At 71.8% G+C, this 22,506-nt stretch carries 18 protein-coding genes; 11 read left to right on the forward strand and 7 right to left on the reverse strand.

Annotation, left to right across the window (positions count from 1 at the left end; translation table 11 throughout):
- Positions 1-413: 413 nt before the first annotated feature.
- Positions 414-1,121 (reverse strand): response regulator transcription factor, encoded by a 708-nt coding sequence (locus tag CcI49_RS25700; protein ID WP_054569137.1) that lies wholly within the window; start codon positions 1,119-1,121, stop codon positions 414-416.
- Positions 1,122-1,230: 109 nt separating this feature from the next.
- Positions 1,231-3,066, reverse strand: coding sequence for a histidine kinase (locus CcI49_RS25705; RefSeq protein ID WP_116437498.1), 1,836 nt, complete (start codon positions 3,064-3,066; stop codon positions 1,231-1,233).
- 331 nt (positions 3,067-3,397) lie between these two features.
- On the opposite strand from CcI49_RS25705, the gene CcI49_RS25710 reads away from it, so the two are divergent.
- Positions 3,398-3,823, forward strand: a complete 426-nt coding sequence (locus CcI49_RS25710; RefSeq protein WP_006543719.1) for a MarR family transcriptional regulator — start codon at positions 3,398-3,400, stop codon at positions 3,821-3,823.
- A gap of 6 nt (positions 3,824-3,829) precedes the next feature.
- On the opposite strand, the gene CcI49_RS25715 is transcribed toward CcI49_RS25710, so the two are convergent.
- Complete coding sequence (locus tag CcI49_RS25715; protein ID WP_054568749.1) at positions 3,830-4,843, reverse strand: Gfo/Idh/MocA family oxidoreductase; 1,014 nt, start codon at positions 4,841-4,843, stop codon at positions 3,830-3,832.
- Between the two features lie 214 nt (positions 4,844-5,057).
- On the opposite strand from CcI49_RS25715, the gene thpR reads away from it, so the two are divergent.
- A complete protein-coding gene (gene thpR, locus CcI49_RS25720; protein WP_054569135.1) occupies positions 5,058-5,615 on the forward strand; it encodes an RNA 2',3'-cyclic phosphodiesterase in 558 nt (185 codons plus the stop codon).
- Here thpR and CcI49_RS25725 read toward each other — a convergent pair.
- Positions 5,564-5,935, reverse strand: coding sequence for a winged helix-turn-helix domain-containing protein (locus CcI49_RS25725; RefSeq protein WP_054569134.1), 372 nt, complete (start codon positions 5,933-5,935; stop codon positions 5,564-5,566). The genes thpR and CcI49_RS25725 overlap by 52 nt on opposite strands.
- 934 nt (positions 5,936-6,869) lie before the next feature.
- On the opposite strand from CcI49_RS25725, the gene CcI49_RS39925 reads away from it, so the two are divergent.
- From CcI49_RS39925 to CcI49_RS43565, 4 genes are all read left to right on the forward strand, one after another.
- Entirely contained in the window at positions 6,870-7,772 is a 903-nt protein-coding gene (locus tag CcI49_RS39925; protein WP_083749702.1) for an NAD(P)H-dependent oxidoreductase, read from the forward strand.
- Positions 7,769-8,302, forward strand: a complete 534-nt coding sequence (locus CcI49_RS25735; RefSeq protein WP_054568748.1) for a flavin reductase family protein — start codon at positions 7,769-7,771, stop codon at positions 8,300-8,302. Before CcI49_RS39925 ends, CcI49_RS25735 begins: the two co-directional genes overlap by 4 nt.
- Positions 8,303-8,701: 399 nt before the next feature.
- Positions 8,702-9,625 carry a sulfotransferase gene (locus CcI49_RS25740; RefSeq protein ID WP_076830064.1) on the forward strand — a complete coding sequence of 308 codons (924 nt, stop codon included), beginning with the start codon at positions 8,702-8,704 and terminating at the stop codon, positions 9,623-9,625.
- 117 nt (positions 9,626-9,742) lie between these two features.
- Positions 9,743-10,135, forward strand: a complete 393-nt coding sequence (locus CcI49_RS43565) for a DUF2530 domain-containing protein (protein WP_235498172.1) — start codon at positions 9,743-9,745, stop codon at positions 10,133-10,135.
- Between the two features lie 203 nt (positions 10,136-10,338).
- Here the strand turns inward: CcI49_RS43565 and CcI49_RS25750 are convergent, their stop codons facing one another.
- A complete protein-coding gene (locus CcI49_RS25750) occupies positions 10,339-14,073 on the reverse strand; it encodes a molecular chaperone Hsp90 (protein WP_076830068.1) in 3,735 nt (1,244 codons plus the stop codon).
- 174 nt (positions 14,074-14,247) lie between these two features.
- Here CcI49_RS25750 and CcI49_RS25755 point away from each other — a divergent pair, with 174 nt between their 5' ends.
- The 3 genes from CcI49_RS25755 (at position 14,248) to purM (ending at position 18,293) form a co-directional block, all read left to right on the forward strand.
- Entirely contained in the window at positions 14,248-15,021 is a 774-nt protein-coding gene (locus CcI49_RS25755; RefSeq protein WP_076830071.1) for a sterol carrier family protein, read from the forward strand.
- 375 nt (positions 15,022-15,396) lie between these two features.
- On the forward strand, positions 15,397-17,160 hold the full coding sequence (purF, locus tag CcI49_RS25760) for an amidophosphoribosyltransferase (protein ID WP_054568744.1): 1,764 nt from the start codon (positions 15,397-15,399) through the stop codon (positions 17,158-17,160).
- A complete protein-coding gene (purM, locus tag CcI49_RS25765; RefSeq protein ID WP_054568743.1) occupies positions 17,157-18,293 on the forward strand; it encodes a phosphoribosylformylglycinamidine cyclo-ligase in 1,137 nt (378 codons plus the stop codon). Before purF ends, purM begins: the two co-directional genes overlap by 4 nt.
- A gap of 672 nt (positions 18,294-18,965) precedes the next feature.
- Here purM and CcI49_RS25770 read toward each other — a convergent pair.
- The gene (locus CcI49_RS25770) at positions 18,966-19,160 is read right to left on the reverse strand and encodes a DUF3073 domain-containing protein (RefSeq protein ID WP_006540947.1); all 195 of its coding nucleotides are present in this window, start codon (positions 19,158-19,160) and stop codon (positions 18,966-18,968) included.
- A gap of 370 nt (positions 19,161-19,530) precedes the next feature.
- The gene (locus CcI49_RS25775; RefSeq protein WP_054568742.1) at positions 19,531-20,658 is read right to left on the reverse strand and encodes a Glu/Leu/Phe/Val dehydrogenase dimerization domain-containing protein; all 1,128 of its coding nucleotides are present in this window, start codon (positions 20,656-20,658) and stop codon (positions 19,531-19,533) included.
- Between the two features lie 528 nt (positions 20,659-21,186).
- On the opposite strand from CcI49_RS25775, the gene CcI49_RS25780 reads away from it, so the two are divergent.
- Positions 21,187-22,023: a hypothetical protein gene (locus CcI49_RS25780; RefSeq protein WP_054568741.1), complete on the forward strand. Its 837-nt coding sequence runs from the start codon at positions 21,187-21,189 to the stop codon at positions 22,021-22,023.
- A 152-nt stretch (positions 22,024-22,175) separates the two neighbouring features.
- Complete coding sequence (gene bldC, locus CcI49_RS25785; protein WP_006540950.1) at positions 22,176-22,382, forward strand: developmental transcriptional regulator BldC; 207 nt, start codon at positions 22,176-22,178, stop codon at positions 22,380-22,382.
- The last annotated feature ends 124 nt before the right edge of the window (positions 22,383-22,506 follow it).

Here is a 22,506-nt window from a genome sequence, read left to right on the forward strand (position 1 = left end):
GTCACGCCTTGCGGCTGTGTGGGGTGCGCGTCGTTCTGCCTGAATCCGCAGGTGGCCGGGATCAAGCGAGATAACTCACACGGCCGGGTGTGGTGCGCAGCGCACTGTCTGGTCAACGGTGTGCTATCGAAAGTTCACAATGCGGCGTGTACGTCAGGTCCGTGGTTGTGGTTGTGGGTGCCGTGGTTCTGGCGCGTCGCCGTTGCCGCTCCGGCCGGACTGTGGGACGGCGGGCCCGTGGGGTGGGCTGGCGCCGAGCGGGGCCACCCCCACGCCGGAGCCACCCCACATGTCGGCCTCACCCGCATGTCGGCCTCACCCGCATGTCGGCCTCACCCGCATGTCGGCCTCACCCGCCACCACCCGTACGCCGGTTCGACCCGTCCGGCGGTGTCTCCTGCTCTGCCGGGTGCCTACCGGCTGGACGATCCGCCCGGTGCGGCGGTGGAGGCGGTGTCACCCGCCGACCGGAGCCAGGCGAGGACGGCCAGGACTCGCCGGTTGTCGTCGCCGGACGCGGGCATCCCGAGTTTCGAGAACACACTGGCGACGTGGTTTTCGACTGTTTTGGGGGCAAGGTGCAGTTTTCCGGCAATACCGGCATTGGAGCGGCCTTCTGCCATTTCCCGCATGACAGCGCGCTCCCTCTCGGTAAGCCGGTCGAGCGCCTCGGCACGCCGCCGGTGCGCCAGCAGCCCCGCGATGATGTCCTCGTCGACGACGAGACGGCCGGCCGCGATGCGGCGCACGCCGTCCAGCAGCCCGTTGAGATCGGCGACCCGGTCCTTGAGCAGGTAGCCCATCCCGCCCCGGCCGTCGCCTAGCAGCCGCACCGCGTAATGGACGTCCGAGTAGGTGGACAGGACGAGCACGCCGACCGCCGGATGCTGGGTGCGGATCAGCTCCGCGCAGACGAGGCCCTCGTCGGTGAACGTCGGCGGCATCCGCATGTCGAGGATGACCACATCGGGCTGCGTGTCCGTGAGCTGGGCGTCCTTGAGGTGGGCGAGGATCCCGCGCGGCTCGGAGGCCTGTGCCGTCACCTCGACACCGGCTGAGGCCAGCAGCATCGCGAGGCCCTCCCGGAACAGTGTTGAGTCGTCCGCGATCGCTACCCGCATGTCGCCCCCGATCAAGGTCGCGCCTGGTTACCCGTGGGCCTGGTTGTCCGTGGTCCTGGTCATCGCATCAGTGGCATTACAGCAGTGGCATTAGGGCGGTGGCATCACATCAGTGGGTTGTGGCCGGGATTACCGCGGTCAGCCGGGTGCCGGAATGCGGCGGGCTGGACAGCATGATTTCCCCGCCGAGCGCGCGGACGCGCTCACCCAGGCCGGCGATGCCGCCGCTTTCGCTTATCACGGCTCCGCCTTTGCCGTCGTCGGCGACCTGAACCAGGAGCCGGTCACCGGACATTCGCACCGTAACCTGCACATGGGTGGCCTCGGCGTGTTTGACGGTATTCGCCAGCGCCTCRCTCACGGTGTAGTACGCAGTGGTCTCCAACGTGGTGTCGAAACGCTGGTCCGGGACTCGAAGATCGACCACCAGGGGCAGCGGGCCCGCGATGTCCTCCAACGCGGCCTTCAGCCCTCGTTCCCGCAGGATCGGCGGATGGATTCCGCGGGCCAGTCCGCGCAGTTCCTCCAACGCGGCCCGGAGATCGGCGGAGGCGGCTGCCAGCGCGGTGGCCGTGGCCTCGTCTGTTGCCTGGGCCTGGGCGAGCCCCAGGCGGGCGGCGAGGGCCAGCAGGCGCTGTTGGGCGCCGTCGTGCAGGTCCCGCTCGATCCGGCGGCGCTCGGCCAGACCGACCTCGATGAGCTGCGTTCGGGTGGTCCGCACCGCGTCGAGCTGGGAGGCGACCATGGCGTGAAGTCGTGCGTTCTCCAGCACGATGGCGCTGGCGTTCAGCGCGACGTCCACCAGGTCGCGGTCGCGCTCCAGCGATGACCGGGCGGACAGCACCGCCAGCGGCGCGCCCGAGGTGGTGCGGACGGGCAGCGTGAGCAGCGTGTCGTCGGTGGCCGGCGGGATGGCCGGCCGGCCGTCGCTGTCGATGTGCACACCTCGCTCGGGTACCCACAGGTAGATCTGCGCGCTCTCGTCGCCCAGCGCCGCGCGCAGCACCTCACGCACCGCCCGCGGTGTCGGTGGGGTACTCAGTGTGCTCAGGAGCTGGGCGATGCGGCCACGGGCCAGGTGACGGCGCGCCGCGGCGGCGGCGAACGACGCCGGAATGGCGAACAGGGTCGCGGCCATCGGTATGAAGATCGGGTCGATGGCCCCGCCCTGGGGGTAGTAGACGAACAGGTTCACCACGGAGGCCATCACGAAGGCGGTGAGCAGGCCCAGCGAGACCGGGCCGAGGGTGCGCCGCTCGAGCGCCGACGCCCGTCGGTGGCGGCGGCCGATGACCAGCCCGAAGGCGACGACGACGGCGATGGTCAGGCCGTCGAGGATGTTGACGACCACCTCGAAGACGCCCGGGTCGATCGCGGACCCGTACCACCACACGTCCGGCCGGTAGCCCAGGGTCTCCGGCCGGCACAGCCCGATCAGCACCAGGTTGCCGACGGGGATGACCGCGACGGCGACGGCCACCATCAGATGGTCGACGGCCCCGACGAGGCGCCCGTGCGGGTAGCGGAGCACACCCCAGCCGAGGCAGACCCAGAAATGGGTGTAGGCGAACGAGGAGATCACGGCGCTCGGGCCGTGTTCCCAGGTGGCGGTCCAACTCACCGCCCACAGCAGGCCGCCCAGGACGAACGCCCAGCTCACGCTGCTGAGTGCGTCCTCGTCGAGGAGCAGCAGGCCGGTGAGGACGAAGGTGAGGACGACGAGCACGTTCAGCGTCGCCGGAAACGGCGTCCTGGCCCAGGCGGGCCATTGCGCCGCGATCGCCAGCAACGACGTCACCAGGCCGGCCGTCACCAGGGAAACGAGCCGGTGCCGGGTGACGGCGCTGGTCAGCGACCGGGCAAGCCGCTGGCCGGGTGCCTGGGACGCCGGAGTGCCGGCGGTGGCTGTGGACGTCCTACCTGGCGACAGGTTGGGGGCCGGCACGTCAACGTCTCGCCGGGCGTGACGATCTCACCCGGTAAGGGTGACACACCGGTCATGTCCGGCTGGGTGTTACCCCCCAGAAGCTGGGGTGGAAAGTACCCCGAAAACGTGGAGCTGTCCCGGAAGCGAGGAACGACGGCTCCGGTGAATAGTGGATGCGGCCCTCCCGCGCCGAAGGCTTGGTCGCGGGCAGCTGGCCCGGGTCGGTCGGGAGCCGGACGCTACCGGGGGGTGGCCGGCTCCCGGCGCCCGTCACGGACCCGCTCCAGCCGCGCTGCGACGGGTCCCGCAGTTCTTGAACATTAGCGACGCTAACCAGTACTTTCGGGGAATGGACAACGTAGGCGTGGCAGAGCTTGCCTCCACCCTGCGTATGTCCGTGATGCGGTTGTCGCGGCGAATGCGCCAGGAACGTTCGAGCACCCTGACGCCGACCCAGGTCGCGACCCTCGCCACGCTCGCGCGGCACGGCCCGATGACGCTCGGCGAGATCGCCGCATACGAGCGCGTGCAGCCACCGTCGATGACCCGGGTGATCACGCTCCTGGCCGAGGCCGGGCTCGTCAACCGGGGCCAGCACCCCTCCGACGGACGTCAGGTGATCGCCGAGGTCACCGAGGCGGGCCGGGAACTGCTCGCCGCGGACCGCCGCCGCCGGGACGAGTGGCTGGCCGAGCACCTCGAGGACCTCGCACCGGACGAGGTCGACGCGCTGAAGGCCGCCGCTCCCATCCTTGACCGCCTCGCCGGCCTCTGAAGCAGCTCAAAGCTCCACCCATCCGCCACGCTTGCGGGACGCGGAGGCCGCCACCTGAAGCCGGCTGGCGGTGAGCAGATCGTGGAAGGTGGCGCCGCGCACCAGCGCCGGATCGTTGAGCTCCGCGGCACGCACGACGTCATAGGTCGCCTCGACCAGGCCGGGCCGCTCGGCGGGAACCGTCGGCATCCACAGGTCCCGGACGCCGGTGCTGTCCTGGCGGCGCACCCGCCGGCCCTGCACGACCATCCGCCCCACATCGCCGCACACCGTGACGACCGCGGTGGCGATCTCGCCGCTCATGCGCTCGTTGATGAGGATCGTCGTCCCGCTGGCCGCGAGCAGCGCCAGGGTCACCGGGGCGTCCGGGGTGAGGGCGGTCGCGGGCATGCTGCCCGGATCCGCGCACACGGCGACGATCTCGCCGCACCAGCGCAGGGCGAGATCGATCATCTCGGCGCGACCGACCGGGCCGGCGGGTGCCCCGACCACCGTGATCTGGCTGAGCCGGCCGAGCGAGTGGACGGATGCCTGGACGTGCCACGCCGCCGGCCAGGCCCGGCCGTCCAAGGCGACGACGTGTGCCAGATCGGCGTCCTCCGCGATGTCGGCGACGGCGCGCAGCGACTCCGCCTCGGCGGTGGCCGGCTTGGCGAGCAGGACATGCAGGCCTGCTTCGGCGGCCCGGCGGGCCACGATGTCCGACGCCGGCGGGGCCATCTCGACGCAGACCGCCTCGATGTCGTCCGACAGCAGGGCGATCAGATCGCTGTAGGCGCGGGGCGCTCCGGCCTCGGCCGCCCAGGCCAGTGATTCCAACGGTTCCGGGGCCAGCAGACCGACGACGTCGACGCCCGCGTCGCGCAGGACATCCGCCGTGGAGAGCTCCGAACCGTCAGTAACAAGGGCCATCGCGACCGGGAGATCGGGCTCGTCGCGCCGTGCGGCGCGACGGTCGGAACGCCAGGCCCGGGACAGACCGGGATCGCGGGGTGCCACCAGTTCGGGGACCGTCGTCACAGCTCCGATAGTGCATCCGAACACCACCCGAGGGTGGGCGGTCGGGCCGATCCCGTCGTCAGACCACCCAGTCGAACCAGCCCGCCGTGACCAGACCTCGTCACGCCCTACGGGGGTGCCCGATCGGGCCGGGCGCGGCGGGTACGGGCTGGCTGCGCGGCGGCGCGGGCTGGTGGTGCGGGCTGGTGGCGCGGCGCGGTGTTGAGTGTTCCCGATGAGGTACTTCGTCGCGCTGCTGCCACCACCGGAGGTCGTCGACGGCCTGGCGGCGGCGATCGCCAGGGTGAGCGGGCGGCCGGAGCCGCGGCTGCGCTGGAGCAGCCCGCCGCAGTGGCACGTGACGCTGGCGTTCCTCGGCCCCGTCGACCCGGCCGTGCGTCCGGCGCTCGCCGAGCGGCTCGGGCGCGTCGCCCGTCGTCACCCACCGGTCGAGGTGCGGCTGGGCGGCGCTGGCCACTTCGGCGGGCGGGTGCTCTGGGCCCGCGTCAATGGTGATCTCGGGCCGTTGGCCACCGGGGTGCGCCGGGCGGCGGCCAGAGCCGGTGCGGACCACGGTGATGACCGCCCGTTCCGGGCCCACCTCACCCTGGCCCGGGTACCGGCCGGCACCAGCCCGGACCTGCGGGAGGTGGTGCGGGAGCTCGACGAGGCCATCGCGGGATCGTCCTGGTCCGCGGGAGCGATCACGCTGATGAGCAGCGACGGTGGGCCGGCCCCCACCTACCGGGTCGAGAGCGAATGGGAGCTGAGGGGCTCCGCGGCGTCCCGGTAGCGGTAGCCGACTCGCCGGACTGTCTCGATGCGGTCCCGGTGGCCCCGGCCGAGCTTGCGCCGCAGCCGGGTGATCATGACGTCGACGGTGCGCGGCGCGGAGGCGCCGAGCGCGTCCGGATCCTGGTGCCACACCTCGCGCAGGAGCTTCTCGCGGCTGTGCACCCGCCCCGGATGGCGCACGAGGTAGTCGAGGACCTCGAACTCCAGGTAGGTGAGGTCGATCGGCTGCCCGTCGACCAGGACCTGCCAGGCGACGCGGTCGATGTCCACGTCACCTCCCACGGTCGTTCTCTCGACGAAACCGGCGTAGGCAGTCACGGACGCCTCCAGGGAGATCAGCGAAACACAACGAACGGCACGGTCGGGAGCATGGTGGGCTCCTGCCCGGGTGCGCGCCCGGGCGAAGATCATCTATGTGGTCGGCGTCGGCCGGTGGGGATCCGTCCGCAGCCTCAGGGGGTGCGACCGGACGATCAGTTGCGGCCTGACGGCCAGGGGGCGCCTGCGGTGGCGGCGGGCATGGCTGGCCGCGCCTGCCGCGTGGCGTGCTGCCGCGGGGAGTGCCGGCCGGCGTCCGGTGTCCGGGGCCCGGCACGGCGATCGCGGGGCCGGGGCGCTCACCGCGCGACAGTCACCGCGCGCACCGCGCGCGGGATGTCGACTGCGGTGTCAGGTGGCCGAACAGGCGGCGGAGGCGACCCGCAACAGGTCGATGTGCCCCCGCTTGACGAGGTAGGTCGGCTTCAACACAGCAGCAACGGAAACACGTACAGCGATACTCGGCCAATGAAATTACAGTGTGATCTGACTCACTTTATCACTTCTTGACTGAACAAAGACCTGCTCGCACAGTTTTGGACGTGGCCGCTCGCGTACTCTCCAACGACCGAGCGCTGCCGGCCCACCGTGCGTGGTTGGCTTTCTGGTTCGTGTCCCGCCCGCTGCTCACGCGCCGGCGCTGTGTCGACTACGGCCGCGTCACCCGGTGCCGCTGTAGCCGGTGCGTCCGCTGACGGAGCGGATTCCGTGGGCCTGCCGCCGCGATGATCGCGGCACCGTGTCAGCACCAGGGCCCAGGTCCGAGCTTCGTCGTGCGTTCCCGTCTCACGTCAGTCCCTGCCTCGCCATAGCCGATCGGCCTCACCGTCGGTGCACGCGTCAAGGGGAATCCGTCAGGGCTCGTGGCCGCGAACGCGGTCTGAGCAGGTCCGAGGCCGCAGCGCCGGCGCTCGACCAGACCGGAAGGCCGATCATGATCCAGTCCTCACGCCCGGTGCCGCCGTCCACGTCGCACACGCTGCCGCGCACGCAGCCAGACACTCAGTCCGGGCTGCTCGTACGGCCCCGCCTGGTCGTCCTCAGCGGTAGTCCGCGCACGGGCTCCCGAACGCTCGCCGTCGCGCGCGGTCTCGTCGAGCGGATCACGGAGGATCTGCCGGCCGCCAGTGTCGAGATCATCGACCTGGCGGAGCTGGCCCGCCACCTCTTCGACGGTGACAGCCGGGTCGCCGCCGCGGCCAGGACGGTGGCCGCGGCCGACCTGCTGATCGTCGCCTCGCCCGTCTACAAGGGCAGCTACACGGGACTGCTCAAGGTCTTCCTGGACCTGCTGCCGGGCGGTGCGCTGCGGGGAGTCACCGCCATCCCGCTGGTCCTGTCGGCGGCGCCTGATCACTCCTTCGCGGGCGAGGCCTATCTGCGCCCGGTCCTCGTCGAGCTCGGCGCTGCGGTGCCGGCGCGTTCCTTCGCCGTGATCGAGGAGCAGATCCCCGACCTGGACGTCGTCTTCGACTCCTGGGTGGTCTCATACGTGTCCGCGCTGCGGGCCAGCGTGGCGGCGAACGCGGGGGCGGCCCGTCCAGCCCACGATGCCGAGGATGACCGCCCCGCCCACGCCGAGGCGGCGCCATCGCCCGTGCCGTCCGACGCGGTGCGGTCTGACGCCGTGCGGTCTGACGCCGTGCGGTCTGACGCCGTGCGGTCCGACACGACTCGGACGGAGCCGGCCAGGCCTGTTCCCGCCGTTCTCGCGCCGGCGGCGTCCGCGGTGCCGGTGACCGGATCCGGATCCGGGGCCTCGTCATCCGGTTCATCCGGGGTGGCGGTCGGGGTCAGGACCGCTCTGCGCGCCGGTCTGGCCGGGGCAGTCCTGTGACGTCCACCGCCCTCGGTGCCGAGCCCGAGCTGATCGACCCGGCCGCGCTGCGCCGTGTCTTCCGCGGGCACGCGGCCGGGGTGGCCATCGTGACGATGCCCGGCCCGCACGGGCCGGTCGGGTTCACCGCCACCTCGGTCGCGTCGCTCTCGGCGGACCCGCCGCTGCTGTCGTTCTCGGTGGCGATCACGTCGTCGTGCGCGCCGGCCCTGGCCGCTGCCACGGGTCTCGTGGTCCATTTGTTGTCCGACGATCAGGAGGAGCTGGCGGCCCGGTTCGCGACTCCCGGGATCGACCGTTTCGCGGAGCCGACTCGCTGGCGGACCCTTCCCACCGGCGAGCCGCTGCTCGCCGACGCGGCCGTCTGGCTGCGGACGCGGATCCGCTCCCGGCTGATCGCGGGCGACCATCATCTGGTGATCGCCGAGATCGCCGAGACGCGGGTCGACTCCGCGGCCGGCCTGCTCGCTCCGCTCGTCTATCACAACGGCCGCTACGGCACAGTGACGGTGGGACGACCGCGTACCTAGCCGGCGACGGGTAACGCGGGGCCTGGCAGCGGAAGTCGGTGGGTTTCAGTTCGAAGCTTCGGGCTGCCGCCGCATTGCCGCTGCTGCCGAGCAGGCGTTGAGGGCGTTGGTCGCCGGGATGACCAACGCCCTCACTGCTTCGTATGGTCGGCCCGGGCGCCAGCCGTGCTGTTCGCCGGTGGCCAGGTCGCGACGCGTCCCGAGGTGTACGACGTCGCCGCCCTCGTCCGCCTCGCCGGCCACCAGAAGTCGTGATCAGCGGAAACGATCGGTGGTGCGGAAGCGCCGAGGCGTCGTACCGGCATCGGGTCGTTCGACACTTTCCAAGTTCGTCAATGGGTAATAGGGAGATATGCTCCTGGTCTGCATGTGAAATCATGCTCCGGGGGAGGAGGCGGGGTGGGTCTGCCTGATTTCGCCGTCATCGGTGCCCCCGATGCCGGCACCTCCGGTCTGCACGCGGCGCTGGCCCGTCATCCCGGTCTGGTGATGTCCCGGCCGGCCGAACCTGGCTTCTTCCTTGCGGCCGGAGTGCGTCCCACCGCTGCCGGCCCGGCGACTTCGACGGCTGGGGATGTCCCTGATCCGATGGGTGAGGAACCGTTCGTCTGGTGCCGGTCGGACTATGAGGAGCTGTTTCCGGGAAGCGACCGCCGGCCCCGGGGAGAATGCACTCCCTACTACCTGGCGGACTTCCCGGCGCAGCGGCGCATGCACGAGCTGCTGCCCTACCTCCGGATGGTCGTCGTGCTGCGGGACCCGGTCGAGCGGGCCTACGCGAACTGGTCCGCGCAGCGCCGGGCCGGTCTGGAGCACCTGCCGACGCTGATCGAGGCGCTCGACGCGGAGGCGGCGCGCCGGGCCGCGGGGTGGCGGCGCCGGTGGTGGTACGCGGAACACGGCCGCTATGGCATCGCGTTGCAGCGCCTCTACACCCTGTTCCCGCCCAGCCAGGTTTTGCTGGTTCGATATCGGGACCTGGTCACCCAGCCCGAATCCGTGTTACGCGAGGTCTTTTCCTTCGTCGGCGCGGTCGACCCCGGCGCCCCGCCCCGCGGCGTCGACCGCATGTTTCCGCCGGCGGTGACCCGCGCCGGGGGAACCCGGATCCGGGCCGCCGGTCCCGCCACCGCCGATGCGATGGCCGCGGCGCTGACCACGCTGCGCGCGCAGTCGCTACCGGGCCCGCCGCTGCCACCCGGTCTGCGTGCGCGGGTCATCGACCGCTACGTCGACGACATCGCCCTGCTCGCCCGGGTGACGGGCCGATCCTTCGACGAGTGGCTTGAGCGTGGCGACTGCGCGCTGGAGACACACCGCTGACGCGCGGACGAAGGCAGGTCCACCGGCACTGCCTGACGCGCGGGTGGCGCGGCTGTCGGTCCCGCGGCTGCCACGGCGTGGCGGACGGGCACCGGCGCCCACGGTAGCGTCGTGGCGATGAGCACACCGAGGCCGGAGGGCGACGTGCCAGACGTCAACGTGCCAGAGGCCACCGTGTCGCGTGCCGACGCTCCGGACGTCGACGCTCCGAATGCCGACGTCCCGAATGCCGACGTCCCGGGTGGAGGCGGCTCGCGCCCGGCGGAGCTGCAGGCGCTTCCCTACGACGGGGTCCGTTCGGTCGCCGTGGGATCGGTCGTCTGGCTTGTCGCGTTCCTGGTCATGATTCCCTTCGCCGACGACCTGCGTGACGACGGCAGGCTGTGGTGGATCGCGACCGCCGCCGTCGGCTTCGGGCTGGGGCTGGCGGGGCTCTGGATCGTCATCCGCCGTCGAGATCGCCTGCGTGCGGCCGAGGAGCGTTCCGAGGCCGAGGCCGAAGCCGGCTGACCGCTGGCACGGCGCTGCTGGTCCGGTGGCACCGCGGAACCGCGGCGCTGTGGGTTCGGTGGCACCGCGGAACCGCGGCGCTGTGGGTTCGGTGGCACCGCGGAACCGCGGCGCTGTGGGTTCGGTGGCACCGCGGAACCGCGGCGCTGTGGGTCCGGCGACACCGTGGAACCGCAGGTCCGGCGGCGGCGCCGGTAGGCCGATCAGAGATCGTCGAGATCGTCCTCGGCCTGCCGCAGCGGCGCGCCGTCCGGATCGCGGAGGGCCGCGGCCAGGCCGTGCCGGCGTTCCCACTGACCGGCCTGCCAGGCCAGGGCCCGGGCGAGCGCGTCCGTGCCCGCCTGGGCATCGACGTGGATCACGCCGCCGATGCCACCGATGACGCGCCACGGAACCCGGGCCTGCCGCCCGCCGGGCACCGTGATCCACAGCTGCGGATGCAGGTGGTACCGCGCCACCAGCGGCCGGACGGCCCCCGGCGCGGCGGCGAGATCCGTCCCGTGCAGGTCCTCGGGCCCCGGCTCGGACTCGTCCGCGGCGAGGTGGTCGAGAACGACCCTGCTTGCGGAGACGACGACGGTTCGGCTCGTCGCCTCCCCGCCGCCGGCCGCGTCCGTGCCGGCGGGGACGTCCACCGGCTCGAAGTCGTCCAGGTCGGAGGCCAGCCGCAGGCCGAGAACATGCGCGGCCTCGGCCGCCCGGTCCAGCGGCAGCCGCAGCACGGGCCTGCCGTCCCCCACCACCGCGAGCAGGTCGGGCGCGTCGACCACGACGACCTCGTCCGCGGGGAAGACGCCGGCCGGGGTCCGGACCGTCAGCGGGGGGTCGAGCCGGGGTCCGACCACCCCGTCTGGGTCGGCACCGAGCAGTCCGGCGGCGCTCACCGCGGCCATGTAGAGCGTCCGTGCGGCCGGCCAGCCGATCTCGCGGTCGCTGTCGCCCAGCCGGTCGAGCAGGTCGATCACCGCGTCCGGGTCGGTGAGGACGTCGTCGAGGGTGCGGCGGGCGCCGAGCGCGCGCAGCAGCTCGTCGTCCACCCCGGGCAGCGGCGTGGCCGGTGCGAACAACCCGGTGAGCAGGGGATCGGCACCGGGCAGCACCAGTTCCCGCGGTGGCAGCCGGGCGCCGGACCCGTCGGCTGTCGGCAGCGTCGTGTGCCGGGCCAGCCACCAGCGGGTGTAGGAGGGCTCGCGGCCGAGCACCACCCGGCGCAGCGGCGGGCGGGCCAGCTCGGCGAGCGCCGCCGGCCAGGCCTCCTCGTCGACGAGCTCCAGGTCCCGCACGGCGGCGAACCGTTCGACCACCAGCGGGGCGCCCGGAACCTCGGGAGCCGCCCGTTCGGAGGACTCGTAGACCTCGTCCACCCAGATGTCGCTGTCGTCCAGCTCGAGCAGGACCGGCTCGTCCGGGTCGAGGGTCACCTCCACGGCGCGCAGGACGCCGAACGTGTGCAGGACGCCGACAGCCTCCAGGACATGGACCGGCCAGGCGTTGCTGACGTGCGGGTCGAGGGTTCCGAACGGGGCGTCGTCGGCCAGCAGGAGGTCGAGCGGACCGTCCGCGATGACGAGCTCGGCGGCGGGCGCGAAACCACCGTCCAGCTCGGGGAGCAGCAGCGCGGTGAGCCAGCCGGGCATCGCCGGCCGGCCAGACCCGGTGGGCGAGCCGGCATCCTCGTGCGCGTCAGCGGAGTCGGCGTGCTGATCGGCGGTCAGGCCGCCGTCGGTGTCGGTGTCCTGTCCGGGCACGGGGCCGGTGGCGGAACCGCCCGCCCGGGCGTGGCCGTGCTCCACAATCGCGTCGCGCACCAGTGCCAGCACCCCGTTGGCCAGTGCGTCCAGGTCGTCGGGATCATCCTCGGGATCGGCCTGGACGACGGCCTCCCGCACCGCCGGGTCCCGCAGCACGCCGGCCGGGGTGCCCTCCAGCGCGCCCAGGGTGCGCAGTGCGTCCCGGGCAGTGCCCGTGCACGCGTCGGGATGGACGACCCGCAGCGGCAGGCCCGAACGGACCAGGGACACGACGTCCAGGTCGGGGGTGGGCAACAGCGCGCCACGTGGTCCGGTGACCATCCGGCTGGGCGGCGGCATCACCGGATCGGACCCGTCGGCGACCGGCTGCGCACCACCCTCCGGGCCGAAGGCCGACCACCGGTCGAGATCGTCGGTTTCGGGCACGACCACCACCGGGATGGGCAGCGCGCCGAGCGCGTCCCGATCCGGCACCGTCAGCAGGATCGGATACAGGTTCGCCCACCAGGACGGATCCCGGCGTACACCGCGCAGGAGCTCCACCACCCCACCGGTGTCCAGCCGGCGGACGCCGAGCAGGTCCAGGGCCGGCCGGCGACGCCGTGCGGCGAACCGGGCCGGCAGCAGACCGTCGATGATCGCGTCGTCCTCCGCGCCGTTCTCGGTGCCGTCGTCGTGAAGGCCGTCGTGACGAGCGTCGCCGTCGACAGCACCGCCGTCGACAGCACCGCCGTCGCCGGCGGTGCCGTCGCTCGTTGTGCTGCCGGCGCCGGTGGGCGCGGCGGTGGGAAGCAGCAGGTCGGTGACGGAGTCCGTGGCGGGGCCGAGGTCCAGAACCGCGCAGTCACGGCCGGTCCGGTCGCCCGGGAAGAGCGGTGCGTCGGGAAGGAGCGCCAGGAGGCGGTCACGCAGCCGGCCGTCCACCTCGCCGCGGGGCAGCCCGGTGGGAACGAGGTCCAGGGCGGCGARCCGCGCCGGACCGGGCGGCTGTCCGTCCGCGGGATCACCGAGGTGGATCGCCAGTGCCACCGTCGCCTCGGCAAGCCGGTCGGTCAGCCAGTCCCGCAGCGGTCCGGGGACGGTGTGCCGCCGCGACGGATCGAGCGGCAGATCGACACTGATCAGAGCGGGAATGCTGATCGGCTCGTCGGTTGGTTGAGGGGCGCGCACGACCCGTGTCACATCGCCGGGCCAGTCGCCGTCCGGCACCATCGCCCGCGCGGTGTAGCCGGTCCGGCCACGCTCCTCCACCGGGCGGTCCGCGAGCAGCTCGGGTGGGATCCCGCCCCGGTACACACATCCGCGCCAGCGGGTGCCGTCGATGGTCGCGACTTCGAGATCGGTTCCGTTCGGCCCGGGGCGGCTGGGCTCCCACTCGCAGCGGAGCGTGCGGACCTCCCCGTCCAGATCGATGACGATCTCTTCGAGGCCGCGCAGAACCAGAGGGAGAGTGGGGTCCAGCTCGCCGATCAGACCCCGCGCCGTCGCCACCGCGGCCTCGTCCCGCAGTGGCAGCCGGACCACGGTGTCGTAGCCGGCGGGCCCGGCCGGCGGGTCGTCGAGTGTGAACGGCAGGCGCAACACGGGAACCTGCCCTGCCCGCCGGTCGAGCTCGTGGACGAGGGCGTCCACCCCGGACGCGCGCACCAGCTCCGCGGTGCGGCTCCGTGACCAGCCCACGCCGCGCCAGCCGTCCGCCGCGCCGCCGCCGTGACCGTCGCCGGACGGCAGTGTTCTGGAGACGATCGACGGTGTCTGGGTCACCGCGAGGACCGCGGCGAAGCCGGCACCGAAACGCCCGACCGCCTGGACGTCGCGCTTCGCCGAGGCACGCAGCGTCGACAGCGCCTCGACACCAGCAGCGGTGAGCGGCGCTCCGGTGTTGGCGATCTCCAGCAGGCCGCCTGACTCCGTCGTGCCCAGCTCCGTCGTGCCTGGATCCGGCCTGCCCGGCCCGGTCGGAGCGGGCTTCGAGCGCAGCCGGACGAGAACCCGCGCCGGCACACCGGCGGCGGTGGCCGCGTCGACCGCGTTCTGGAGCAGCTCCACCAGGAGGCGGTCCCGGTAGGCACCGAGGGCGGCGTCCTCCTCCGCGTTCGCGTCCTCCCGGAACCGGCTCGGGGACGCGGCCCAGGCCTCGGTCACGCGGGTTCGCAACGTCTCGGTGTCAAACGGGGTGACATCCACAGCCTCATCCTTCTCTGTGGCCGGAGTGTTGCGTAGCGAGGGTGGTTAGCATCGCCTTCCGGGACGGGGGAACGCGCAAACCAGGCAGGAGGGTCGTCGGTGGCCGCTGGTGGTCGCGCGCGGGGAGGCGGCCGAGCTGGTGCGACTCGGCCAGCCCGGGATCGCCCCACCCGGGTGGACCTGACATTGCCGAGCTCGCTGGTCGAGCAGTGGGAGCTGCTTGCCGAGCACGTCGAGCGCCTTTCCGACCTGGAGCTCGCCACGCCGTCGGCGCGGCCCGGCCTGACCGTCGGCGACCTGGTAGTCCGGGCCGCTCGAAGTGCGCTCGCCCTGCACACCGCCCTGGCCTCCGAACCCGCGTCGCCTGCGCTGCCCGCGTCGCCTGCGCTGCCCGCGTCGCCCGCGGTGGTCTCCGGGGCCGCTGCGCCGGGGGCGGCCGTTTCGGACCAGACCCGGCCGCGGGCGATGGTGCGGGCCGCCGTGTCGGCCGCAACCGCTGATCTGACCGCGCTGCGCCTGGAACAGCGCGACGCCCAGGATCAGCTTGTGAGCCGCGCTGCGCTCACCCCGGACGGGCGGGCGGACCTGATCCCGTTGCTGACCGATGCCGTCGCCGAGGCGGTCCTGCACGGCCTGGATCTCGGTGTCCCACCGGTGCGTTCCGCACTCAGGGTGACCGTGCGGCTGTTCACGACCAGTCTCGCCGAGCGTGCCCCCGGGCGTTCGGTGGAGCTGCGGGTGCCGCCCTTCGCCGCGGTGCAGATCGTCGAGGGCCCCCGGCACACCCGCGGCACGCCGCCGAACGTCGTCGAGGCCGAGCCGGTGGCCTTCGTCATGGTCGCGACGGGCCGGCTCGACTGGGAGACGGCGGTGGCGGACGGCCGGGTCCGGGCAAGCGGAGAACGGGCCGATCTCCGCTCTCTGCTACCGCTGCCCAGCTGGCGGTGAGTGCGGGCGTGGCCGCCGACGCGGCCTGCTTCCCACCGCTACCCGGCGATTCACGGCTTGTGGCGCCGGTCGGCCCTGGCTGCGTGATATAGCGAACCGAAGGCGTCCGATGCGGTGTTTGTGGTGTTTCCGCTGTGATTTCACTGGCGCTGGGGTGGTGAGATCCGGCTCGGCCGGCTGATCGGCGTCGCCGCTGCTAGCGTGGTTATGTGGGGAGTCGGGGCCGGGCGTGAACGTCGGGTGGTCCGAGGTGCTTCTCGTGGCTGTCCGTTGATGTGAGCGTTGTCATGTGCGTCCCGGGAATTGCCATATCCACCCTGAACCCGATCCGTTTATCCCGACATCTCGGTCACCCTGACCTCTCTAGGAGACCTGGTGCCACACGTCGCAGGCAGCGACGACTCCGCGAACAGCCGGGAGTCGACCTCCGCTCGTCCACCGGAACACCACAACGGCCCCGGCCGTGACGGGTCCGCTCGCGGCGACCTGGCTGGGAGTGATCTGGCTGGGAGTGACCTCCTCGACGACGATCCGGGCCCTCGGGACGCCTGCGGGGTGTTCGGGGTCTGGGCGCCCGGCGAGGACGTGGCGAACCTCACCTATTACGGCCTCTACGCGCTACAGCACCGAGGCCAGGAAGCCGCCGGGATTGCGGTCGGTGACGGTCGCACCGTGGTGGTCTTCAAAGAGCTGGGCCTGGTCGCCCAGGTCTTCGACGAGATCACGCTGGGGAGCCTTTCCGGGCATGTCGCCGTCGGTCACACGCGGTATTCCACAACCGGCTCGTCCACCTGGGAAAACGCCCAGCCGTCGTACCGGACGGCCACGTTTGGCGGGCCGATCGCACTCGGTCACAACGGCAATCTGACGAATATCGTCGAGCTCGCCTCGGTGCTTGGGGAACGGGAGCGCGGCCTCGGGGCCACCACCGACTCCGACCTGATCACCGCGATGCTCGCGGCCCACCCGGGGCCGACCCTCGCCGAGGCCGCGATGGACGTCCTGCCGCAGCTGAAGGGCGCGTTCTCGCTCGCGTTCTCGGACGCGTCGACGCTGTATGCCGCCCGTGATCCCCATGGCATCCATCCGCTGGTGCTGGGGCAGCTCGACGGCCGCCCGGACGGMGCGTGGATCGTCGCGAGCGAAACCGCTGCCCTCGACATCGTGGGCGCCACCTTCGTCCGCGAGATCGAGCCGGGGGAACTGCTCGTCATCGACGCGGACGGCCCGCGCTCGCTGCGGTTCGCCGAGGCCGACCGGCATGTGTGCCTGTTCGAGTACGTGTACCTCGCCCGGCCCGACACGACGATCGGCGGCCGGTCGGTGCACGCCACCCGGGTCGAGGTGGGGCGGCGGCTGGCGCTGGAGGCTCCCGCCGAGGCGGACCTGGTGATCCCGGTGCCGCAGTCCGGCGTGCCGGCCGCGGTCGGTTTCGCCGAGGCCTCCGGCATCCCGTTCGGGGAGGGCCTGGTCAAGAACTCCTACGTCGGCCGGACGTTCATCCAGCCGTCGCAGACCATCCGGCAGCGGGGCATCCGGCTCAAGCTGAACCCGCTGCGGGACGTCATCGAGGGGCGCCGCCTGGTCGTCGTGGACGACTCGATCGTCCGCGGCAACACCCAGCGGGCCCTGATCCGGATGCTGCGCGAGGCCGGAGCGACCGAGGTGCATGTGCGCATCTCGTCGCCGCCGGTGCGGTGGCCCTGCTTCTACGGCATCGACTTCGCCACCCGGTCCGAGCTGATCGCCAGCGGCAGCGGTGTCGAGGAGATCAGGCAGTCGCTCGGCGCCGACTCGTTGGCCTACGTCTCTCTCGACGAGCTGATCGAGGCCTCCGAGCAGCCCGCCGACTCGTTGTGCCGGGCCTGCTTCGACGGGATCTATCCGGTACCGCTGGCAGACACCGACAAGCTGGGCAAGTACCGCCTGGAGTCGTTCGGCCCGCAGACGACGGAAGAGGTCATCGCCCAGGCGATACAGGCCCGGGTGACGCTGGGGATGAACGGCGCCGACCCGTCGCCGGACAACCACGACGCCGACCTCGAAGCCGATCTTGAGGCGGACCTCGGGACGGACCTCGGGGCCGACATCGCCGCCGTTCCGCTCGTGCCGACCCGAACCACTGGAGGTTCGCTTTGACGAACGGCGCAGGCCCGCCGAACGGGCGTTCGGTCTCGTACCGGGACGCCGGGGTCGATGTCGAGGCCGGCGACCGGGCCGTCGCGCTCATGCGCCAGCATGTCGCCCGGGCCACCCGACCCGAGGTGGTCGGCTCGCTCGGTGGGTTCGCCGGCCTGTTCGCGCTGGACGTGGCCCGCTATCGCCGCCCGCTGCTGGCGTCGTCGACGGACGGGGTCGGGACGAAGATCGCGGTCGCCAGGGCGCTGGACGTCCACGACACGGTGGGCATCGACCTGGTCGCGATGGTGGTCGACGACCTCGTCGTCTGCGGCGCGGAGCCGCTGTTCCTGCTGGACTACATCGCCTGCGGCTCCCTTGAGCCGGTGCGGATCGCCTCGATCGTCTCCGGTATCGCCACCGGCTGCGAGCAGGCGGGGTGCGCGCTCGTCGGCGGGGAGACCGCCGAGCACCCCGGGCTCATGGGAATCGACGACTACGACCTGGCCGCGACGGGGGTCGGGGTAGTCGAGGCCGACGCCGTGCTCGGGCCGGAGCTGGTCCGGCCGGGGGACGTGGTGGTCGCGATGGCGTCATCCGGTCTCCACTCCAACGGCTTCTCGCTGGTACGGCACATCCTGTTCGGTCCGGCCGTTCCTGACCAGCCCGCAGGCGTCTCCGAAGCGGGGAGGGCGGCTCTGGCCGGGTACGAGCAGGCGCTGGGCACCACTCTCGGGCAGGCGCTGCTGACCCCGACCCGCATCTATGCCCGGGACTGTCTCGCCGTGATCGAGGCGGCCGAGGTCCATGCCTTCGCCCACATCACCGGCGGCGGCCTCGCGGCGAACCTGGCCAGGGTCATCCCGGCCGGAGCGGTGGCCACCGTGGAACGGTCCACCTGGGCTCCGCCGGCCCTGTTCGGCATCCTCGCCGAGCGCGGGGGCGTCGGCGAAGCCGACATGGAAGCCACGTTCAACCAGGGCGTCGGCATGGTTGCGATCGTTGCCGCCGCGGATGCGGAGACGGCGGTGCGGACGCTGGAGGAGCGTGGCGTCCACGCCTGGATCGCCGGGCAGATCGAGGCGCTGCCCGAAGGGTCCGAAGGGGGAACCCAGGACGCCGGTGCGGCCCGCCTCGTCGGCGCGCATCGCTGATGCCTCCGGCGGTGGCGGTGGCGGTGTAAGCGGGGCACGGAGCCGCTTGGTGATCGGCAAGAAGTGAGGATCCTTGCTGCTGCAGGGCGTGGCGCGAACCCCTGAGCTACGGGCTGCGGCTGCCGCCTGACAAGAGCGGCGGATTTTGGTCGTTATAACGACCAAAATCCTCCACTCTTGCGAGTGGTCAGGCGACTCTGCGCGACTTTTGTCGTTTTTAAGGTGAATCGTCAACGCTGCGTGACGGCGTGGCATCCTTGGCGGACTGCCCTGCGGCGAGTGGGCGGGGATGGCCAGGCCAAAGTCGGTGTCGGTGACCCCGGATCCGCCGTTGCTCGAGATTTTCCCACGCGCGCTGCAGCTGCGGTCGCCGATCATGAAAAACTGCCAGGCCATCGCCGGGCGCGGAGCATCGCCGTGGCGATCCTCCCTGGCCGGGATGACGCTGCCCTTCGGAAACCCGGAAGACGACGCCGAAGCGCGCGGCACCGGCGGCTCTGCCCAACCTCAGCTCGGCGCCCGGTGTGCCCGCACAAGGCGGGCGTACCGGACACGATCTGATGCCGATGCCCATGGCTACCTGAGGCCAGGTGGCCATGCTCTGCTCTTCCAGAGCTTCCTGGACGAGCGGCATCGGCAGGGGCGGCCCCGGAGTCAGGGGGACGAGCGGTGCTAGCGCTCGTCCTCATCGTCCAGGTAAGAGTCGTAACCGTAGTCGTCATCCGAGTACGGTTCGTCGCTCTCGGTCTCCCGCGAGGTACCCGCGCCCAGATCCGCCTTCAATCGGTCGAGATCCATTGTGGGCGAGTTGTACTTGAGCTCGCGGGCGACTTTCGTCTGCTTGGCCTTCGCTCGGCCGCGCCCCATGGCTCGACCCCCTCGAACATGACGACGGGGACCCGCCCCGGTGCTCTCACTGTCTCGTGCTTCCCGAGACTACAGGGATCGCAGCCTACTCGGCACGCCAACCCGACAGTTACCTGTCGACGGACAGCGTCCGGGAGATCGTCGGCGGCCCTCCGGCGGTCCCCGGACCTCCCTGACAGTGGGCACGCGGGCCCGCTGCGGTGCTGGTAGGAGGCCTGTCGGATGTGGTCATCATCACGATTTCCCGCCCGTGGTGGCGTGTTCGGTGACAGGTGCAGCCATGACCGGCGAGCGCAGAACGCTTCGGCGTGGCGCGCACCACGGTGCTGGCGTCGGGCGCCGCGGACGTTCGGAGCCCGTGGGCCGCTGGTCAGGCGCGCGGGTCGGGGAGCAGGATGCCGCGCAGCCGGCCGATGTCGGCCATCCGCCGCTGTGCGAACCGCCCGGCGGCCACGGCCGGGGTGACCGCCTCGGCCGCGGCGAGGTCGAGGACGTCGCTGGTCGTGTCGAAGATCCGCGCGGCCCTGGCCCTGGCCCGTTCGGGGGAGTACCCCTCGATCTCGTCGGCGACCTGGATCAGGCCGCCGGCGTTGACCACGAAGTCGGGCGCGTAGAGCACGCCCGCGTCGGCGAGGACCTTGTCGACGCCCGCGTCCGCGAGCTGGTTGTTGGCGCCGCCGCAGATGATCTCCGCCCGCAGCTCGGGCACCAGGGGAGTCGTGATGACGCCGCCCAGCGCGCAGGGCGCGTACACGTCGACCTCCATCCGGATCAGCTCGTCGGGGTCGGCCACCGGCAGCACCTCGTCGTGGCGCTCCTGTACGCGCCGTACGGCGGCCGGATCGATGTCACTGACCAGAACGGTCGCGCCGTCGGCCAACAGGTGCTCCACGAGGCGCTGGCCGACCTTGCCGACTCCGCTGACGGCGACGCGGCGGCCGGCCAGTGACGGCGTCCCCCATCTGTGCCGGGCGCAGGCACGCATGCCCTCGAAGACGCCGTAGGCGGTCAGGACCCCCGAGTCGCCCGAGCCGCCGTGGACGGGGGATCGCCCGGTCACCCAGCGGGTCTCCCGCGCCACCACGTCCATGTCCTCGACGTAGGTGCCGACGTCACAGGCGGTGATGTAACGTCCGCCGAGGGAGGCGACGAAGCGCCCGTAGGCACGCAGCAGCGCCTCGGTCTTGTCCCGGGTCGGGTCGCCGAGGATGACCGCCTTGCCGCCGCCGAGGTCCAGGCCCGCGCAGGCGGCCTTGTAGGCCATCGCGCGGGAGAGCGCGAGCGCGTCGGTGAGCGCGGACGCCTCGTCCGGGTAGGCGTGGAACCGGGTGCCGCCCAGCGCCGGGCCGAGCGCGGTCGAGTAGACGGCGATGATCGCGCGCAGGCCGCTGGCCTGGTCGGAGCAGAACACCACCTGTTCGTGCTCGGCCGCGACGTCGAACACCGACGAGGCGACGGTGGACGTGCCGAGGTCCAGCCCGTGCGGATCTGATGACATGCCTGAGCCCTCCTGGTCCGGACGCTCCACGGGCCGGCGCCCCGACTGGGCCGGGGCCCACAGGCCGCCCGGGATGTTTCCGAGGGCCGCGGACCCCTACCGGCCGCTCTCGGCGAACACTACGACGCAGCCCGCCGCCGCACCGTCCGCCAGCAATTCACACCAAACAGCCGCAAGCGGGGCGGGTGGCCACTTGGTGATGTGCAAGGGGTGAAGATCCTGGTGGTTGTAGCAGCCGAAATCCTCGCTTCTTGCGCAGCAGTAGAGGCATCGGGCGGAAGGAGGCATCGGGCGGAAGTCCGACGCTCGGGGTTCCGCGACCGGCTCCCCCGCGACCACGGCCCTCGGGTCTTGCTCGACAGCAGTGGCAGCGCGGCGACAGAGATGCCGGACCTCTCATCGCCGTCGGGCCCGTGACCGCCGCGGTCCGTGTCAGGATCGGAGGCATGCCAGCATCCAGCGGCATGTCCGCACCCGRCCGGGTAGCCGCCATGCCGGTAGCCGCCTCCTCGGGCACCGGGATCTAGGGTGCCTGTCGTCTCGCCCGCCGCGTACCTGCGGATCTACGAGCCGTTGGCGGCCTTCCCGCCGCCGGACCGGGTCCGGTGGCAGCGCTATGCCGCCTCCGCCTCCGGTCCGCCCTCCTCGCGGGCCGGCGCCCGGCGCGAACGGGTGGTGGCGCTGGTCGCGACCGTGCGCCCGTCGCTGGACGTCGCCGACGAGTCCGCGTTCATCCAGTGGGTGGACGGGCTGATGTTCGTGTGCCCGTGGTCGACCCAGCTTCGGGTGTGGCAGGCCGCGAAGGAGTTCCGCGGCCTGATGCCGGAACGGGTCGCCGAGGCGTTTCTGCCGCGCCGGCTGGTCGATCCGGCCGAGACCGAGCTCGACCGGTGGAAGGCTCGCCGCCCCGAGATCAAGCTTCATGTGCAGAGCTGCACCTGGATGGTCCCGGCGACCTGGTTCGTGCTGTTCGACCCGACTGAGCGTTCGCTGATCACCGGTGACCGGTCGGATCGTTCGATGGTCTACCGGACCACGATGAGCCTCGCCCGCCGCCGGGTCGGTCGCGCGGTGGAGGCGATGGAGACGCTCCGCTCGGACAACGCGAACGCCCCCGCGATCGAGGGCGTCGCCGAGCTGGCCCGTTGGCTGGGGTCCTTCCATCCACAGAGCAGGGTCGAACTGGACTACGACGGACTAGTTGACCTGCTGGACGATGACATGCTCAGGAGCGACAGCTCGGTCGAGGACATCGTCGAGGCGGTCAGCGCGTTACGCCGAGGGCGAACAGACCTTGCGGTCGAGGCGTACGAACGCGTGCTGATCAGGTGGAGACCCCTGCAGTCACGGGAATCCGCCAGTTGATCGGAGCCTCCTGTTAGCGCAGCGTTGCCCTCCGCTTCGGACGAGCTGTGACTAGTCAGCAGATGGTCCTGACGTGCCATGTCCGAAATGCCCCCGAAGGATGCACGATCTGTATGGGACGGAGCGACGCTCTGTGACGGGAGGCCAACGCAATGACGACGAGAACGCCGGATGCCGAGCCGCTGCTGACACCCGCCGAGGTAGCCACGATGTTTCGGGTGGACCCGAAGACCGTGACCAGGTGGGCGAAGGCCGGAAAGCTGACCTCGATCCGGACTCTGGGCGGTCACCGCCGGTACCGCGAGGCGGAGGTGCGCGCCCTGCTGAAGGGAGTTCCGAGCATCGGAAGTGACATCTGAGCGCGCCACGATGCCGGCGCTGATGGAGGCGTCCTGGTAGATCCAGGCGTTCGGTGGTCGCCCGGTCGAGCTCTCGAACACAGGACCGGACCCGCCACCTGAGCGGACGTCCCATAACGGTGAA

It is taken from the genome of Frankia sp. CcI49, from assembly GCF_001983215.1.
GTDB classification, from domain to species: domain Bacteria; phylum Actinomycetota; class Actinomycetes; order Frankiales; family Frankiaceae; genus Parafrankia; species Parafrankia irregularis.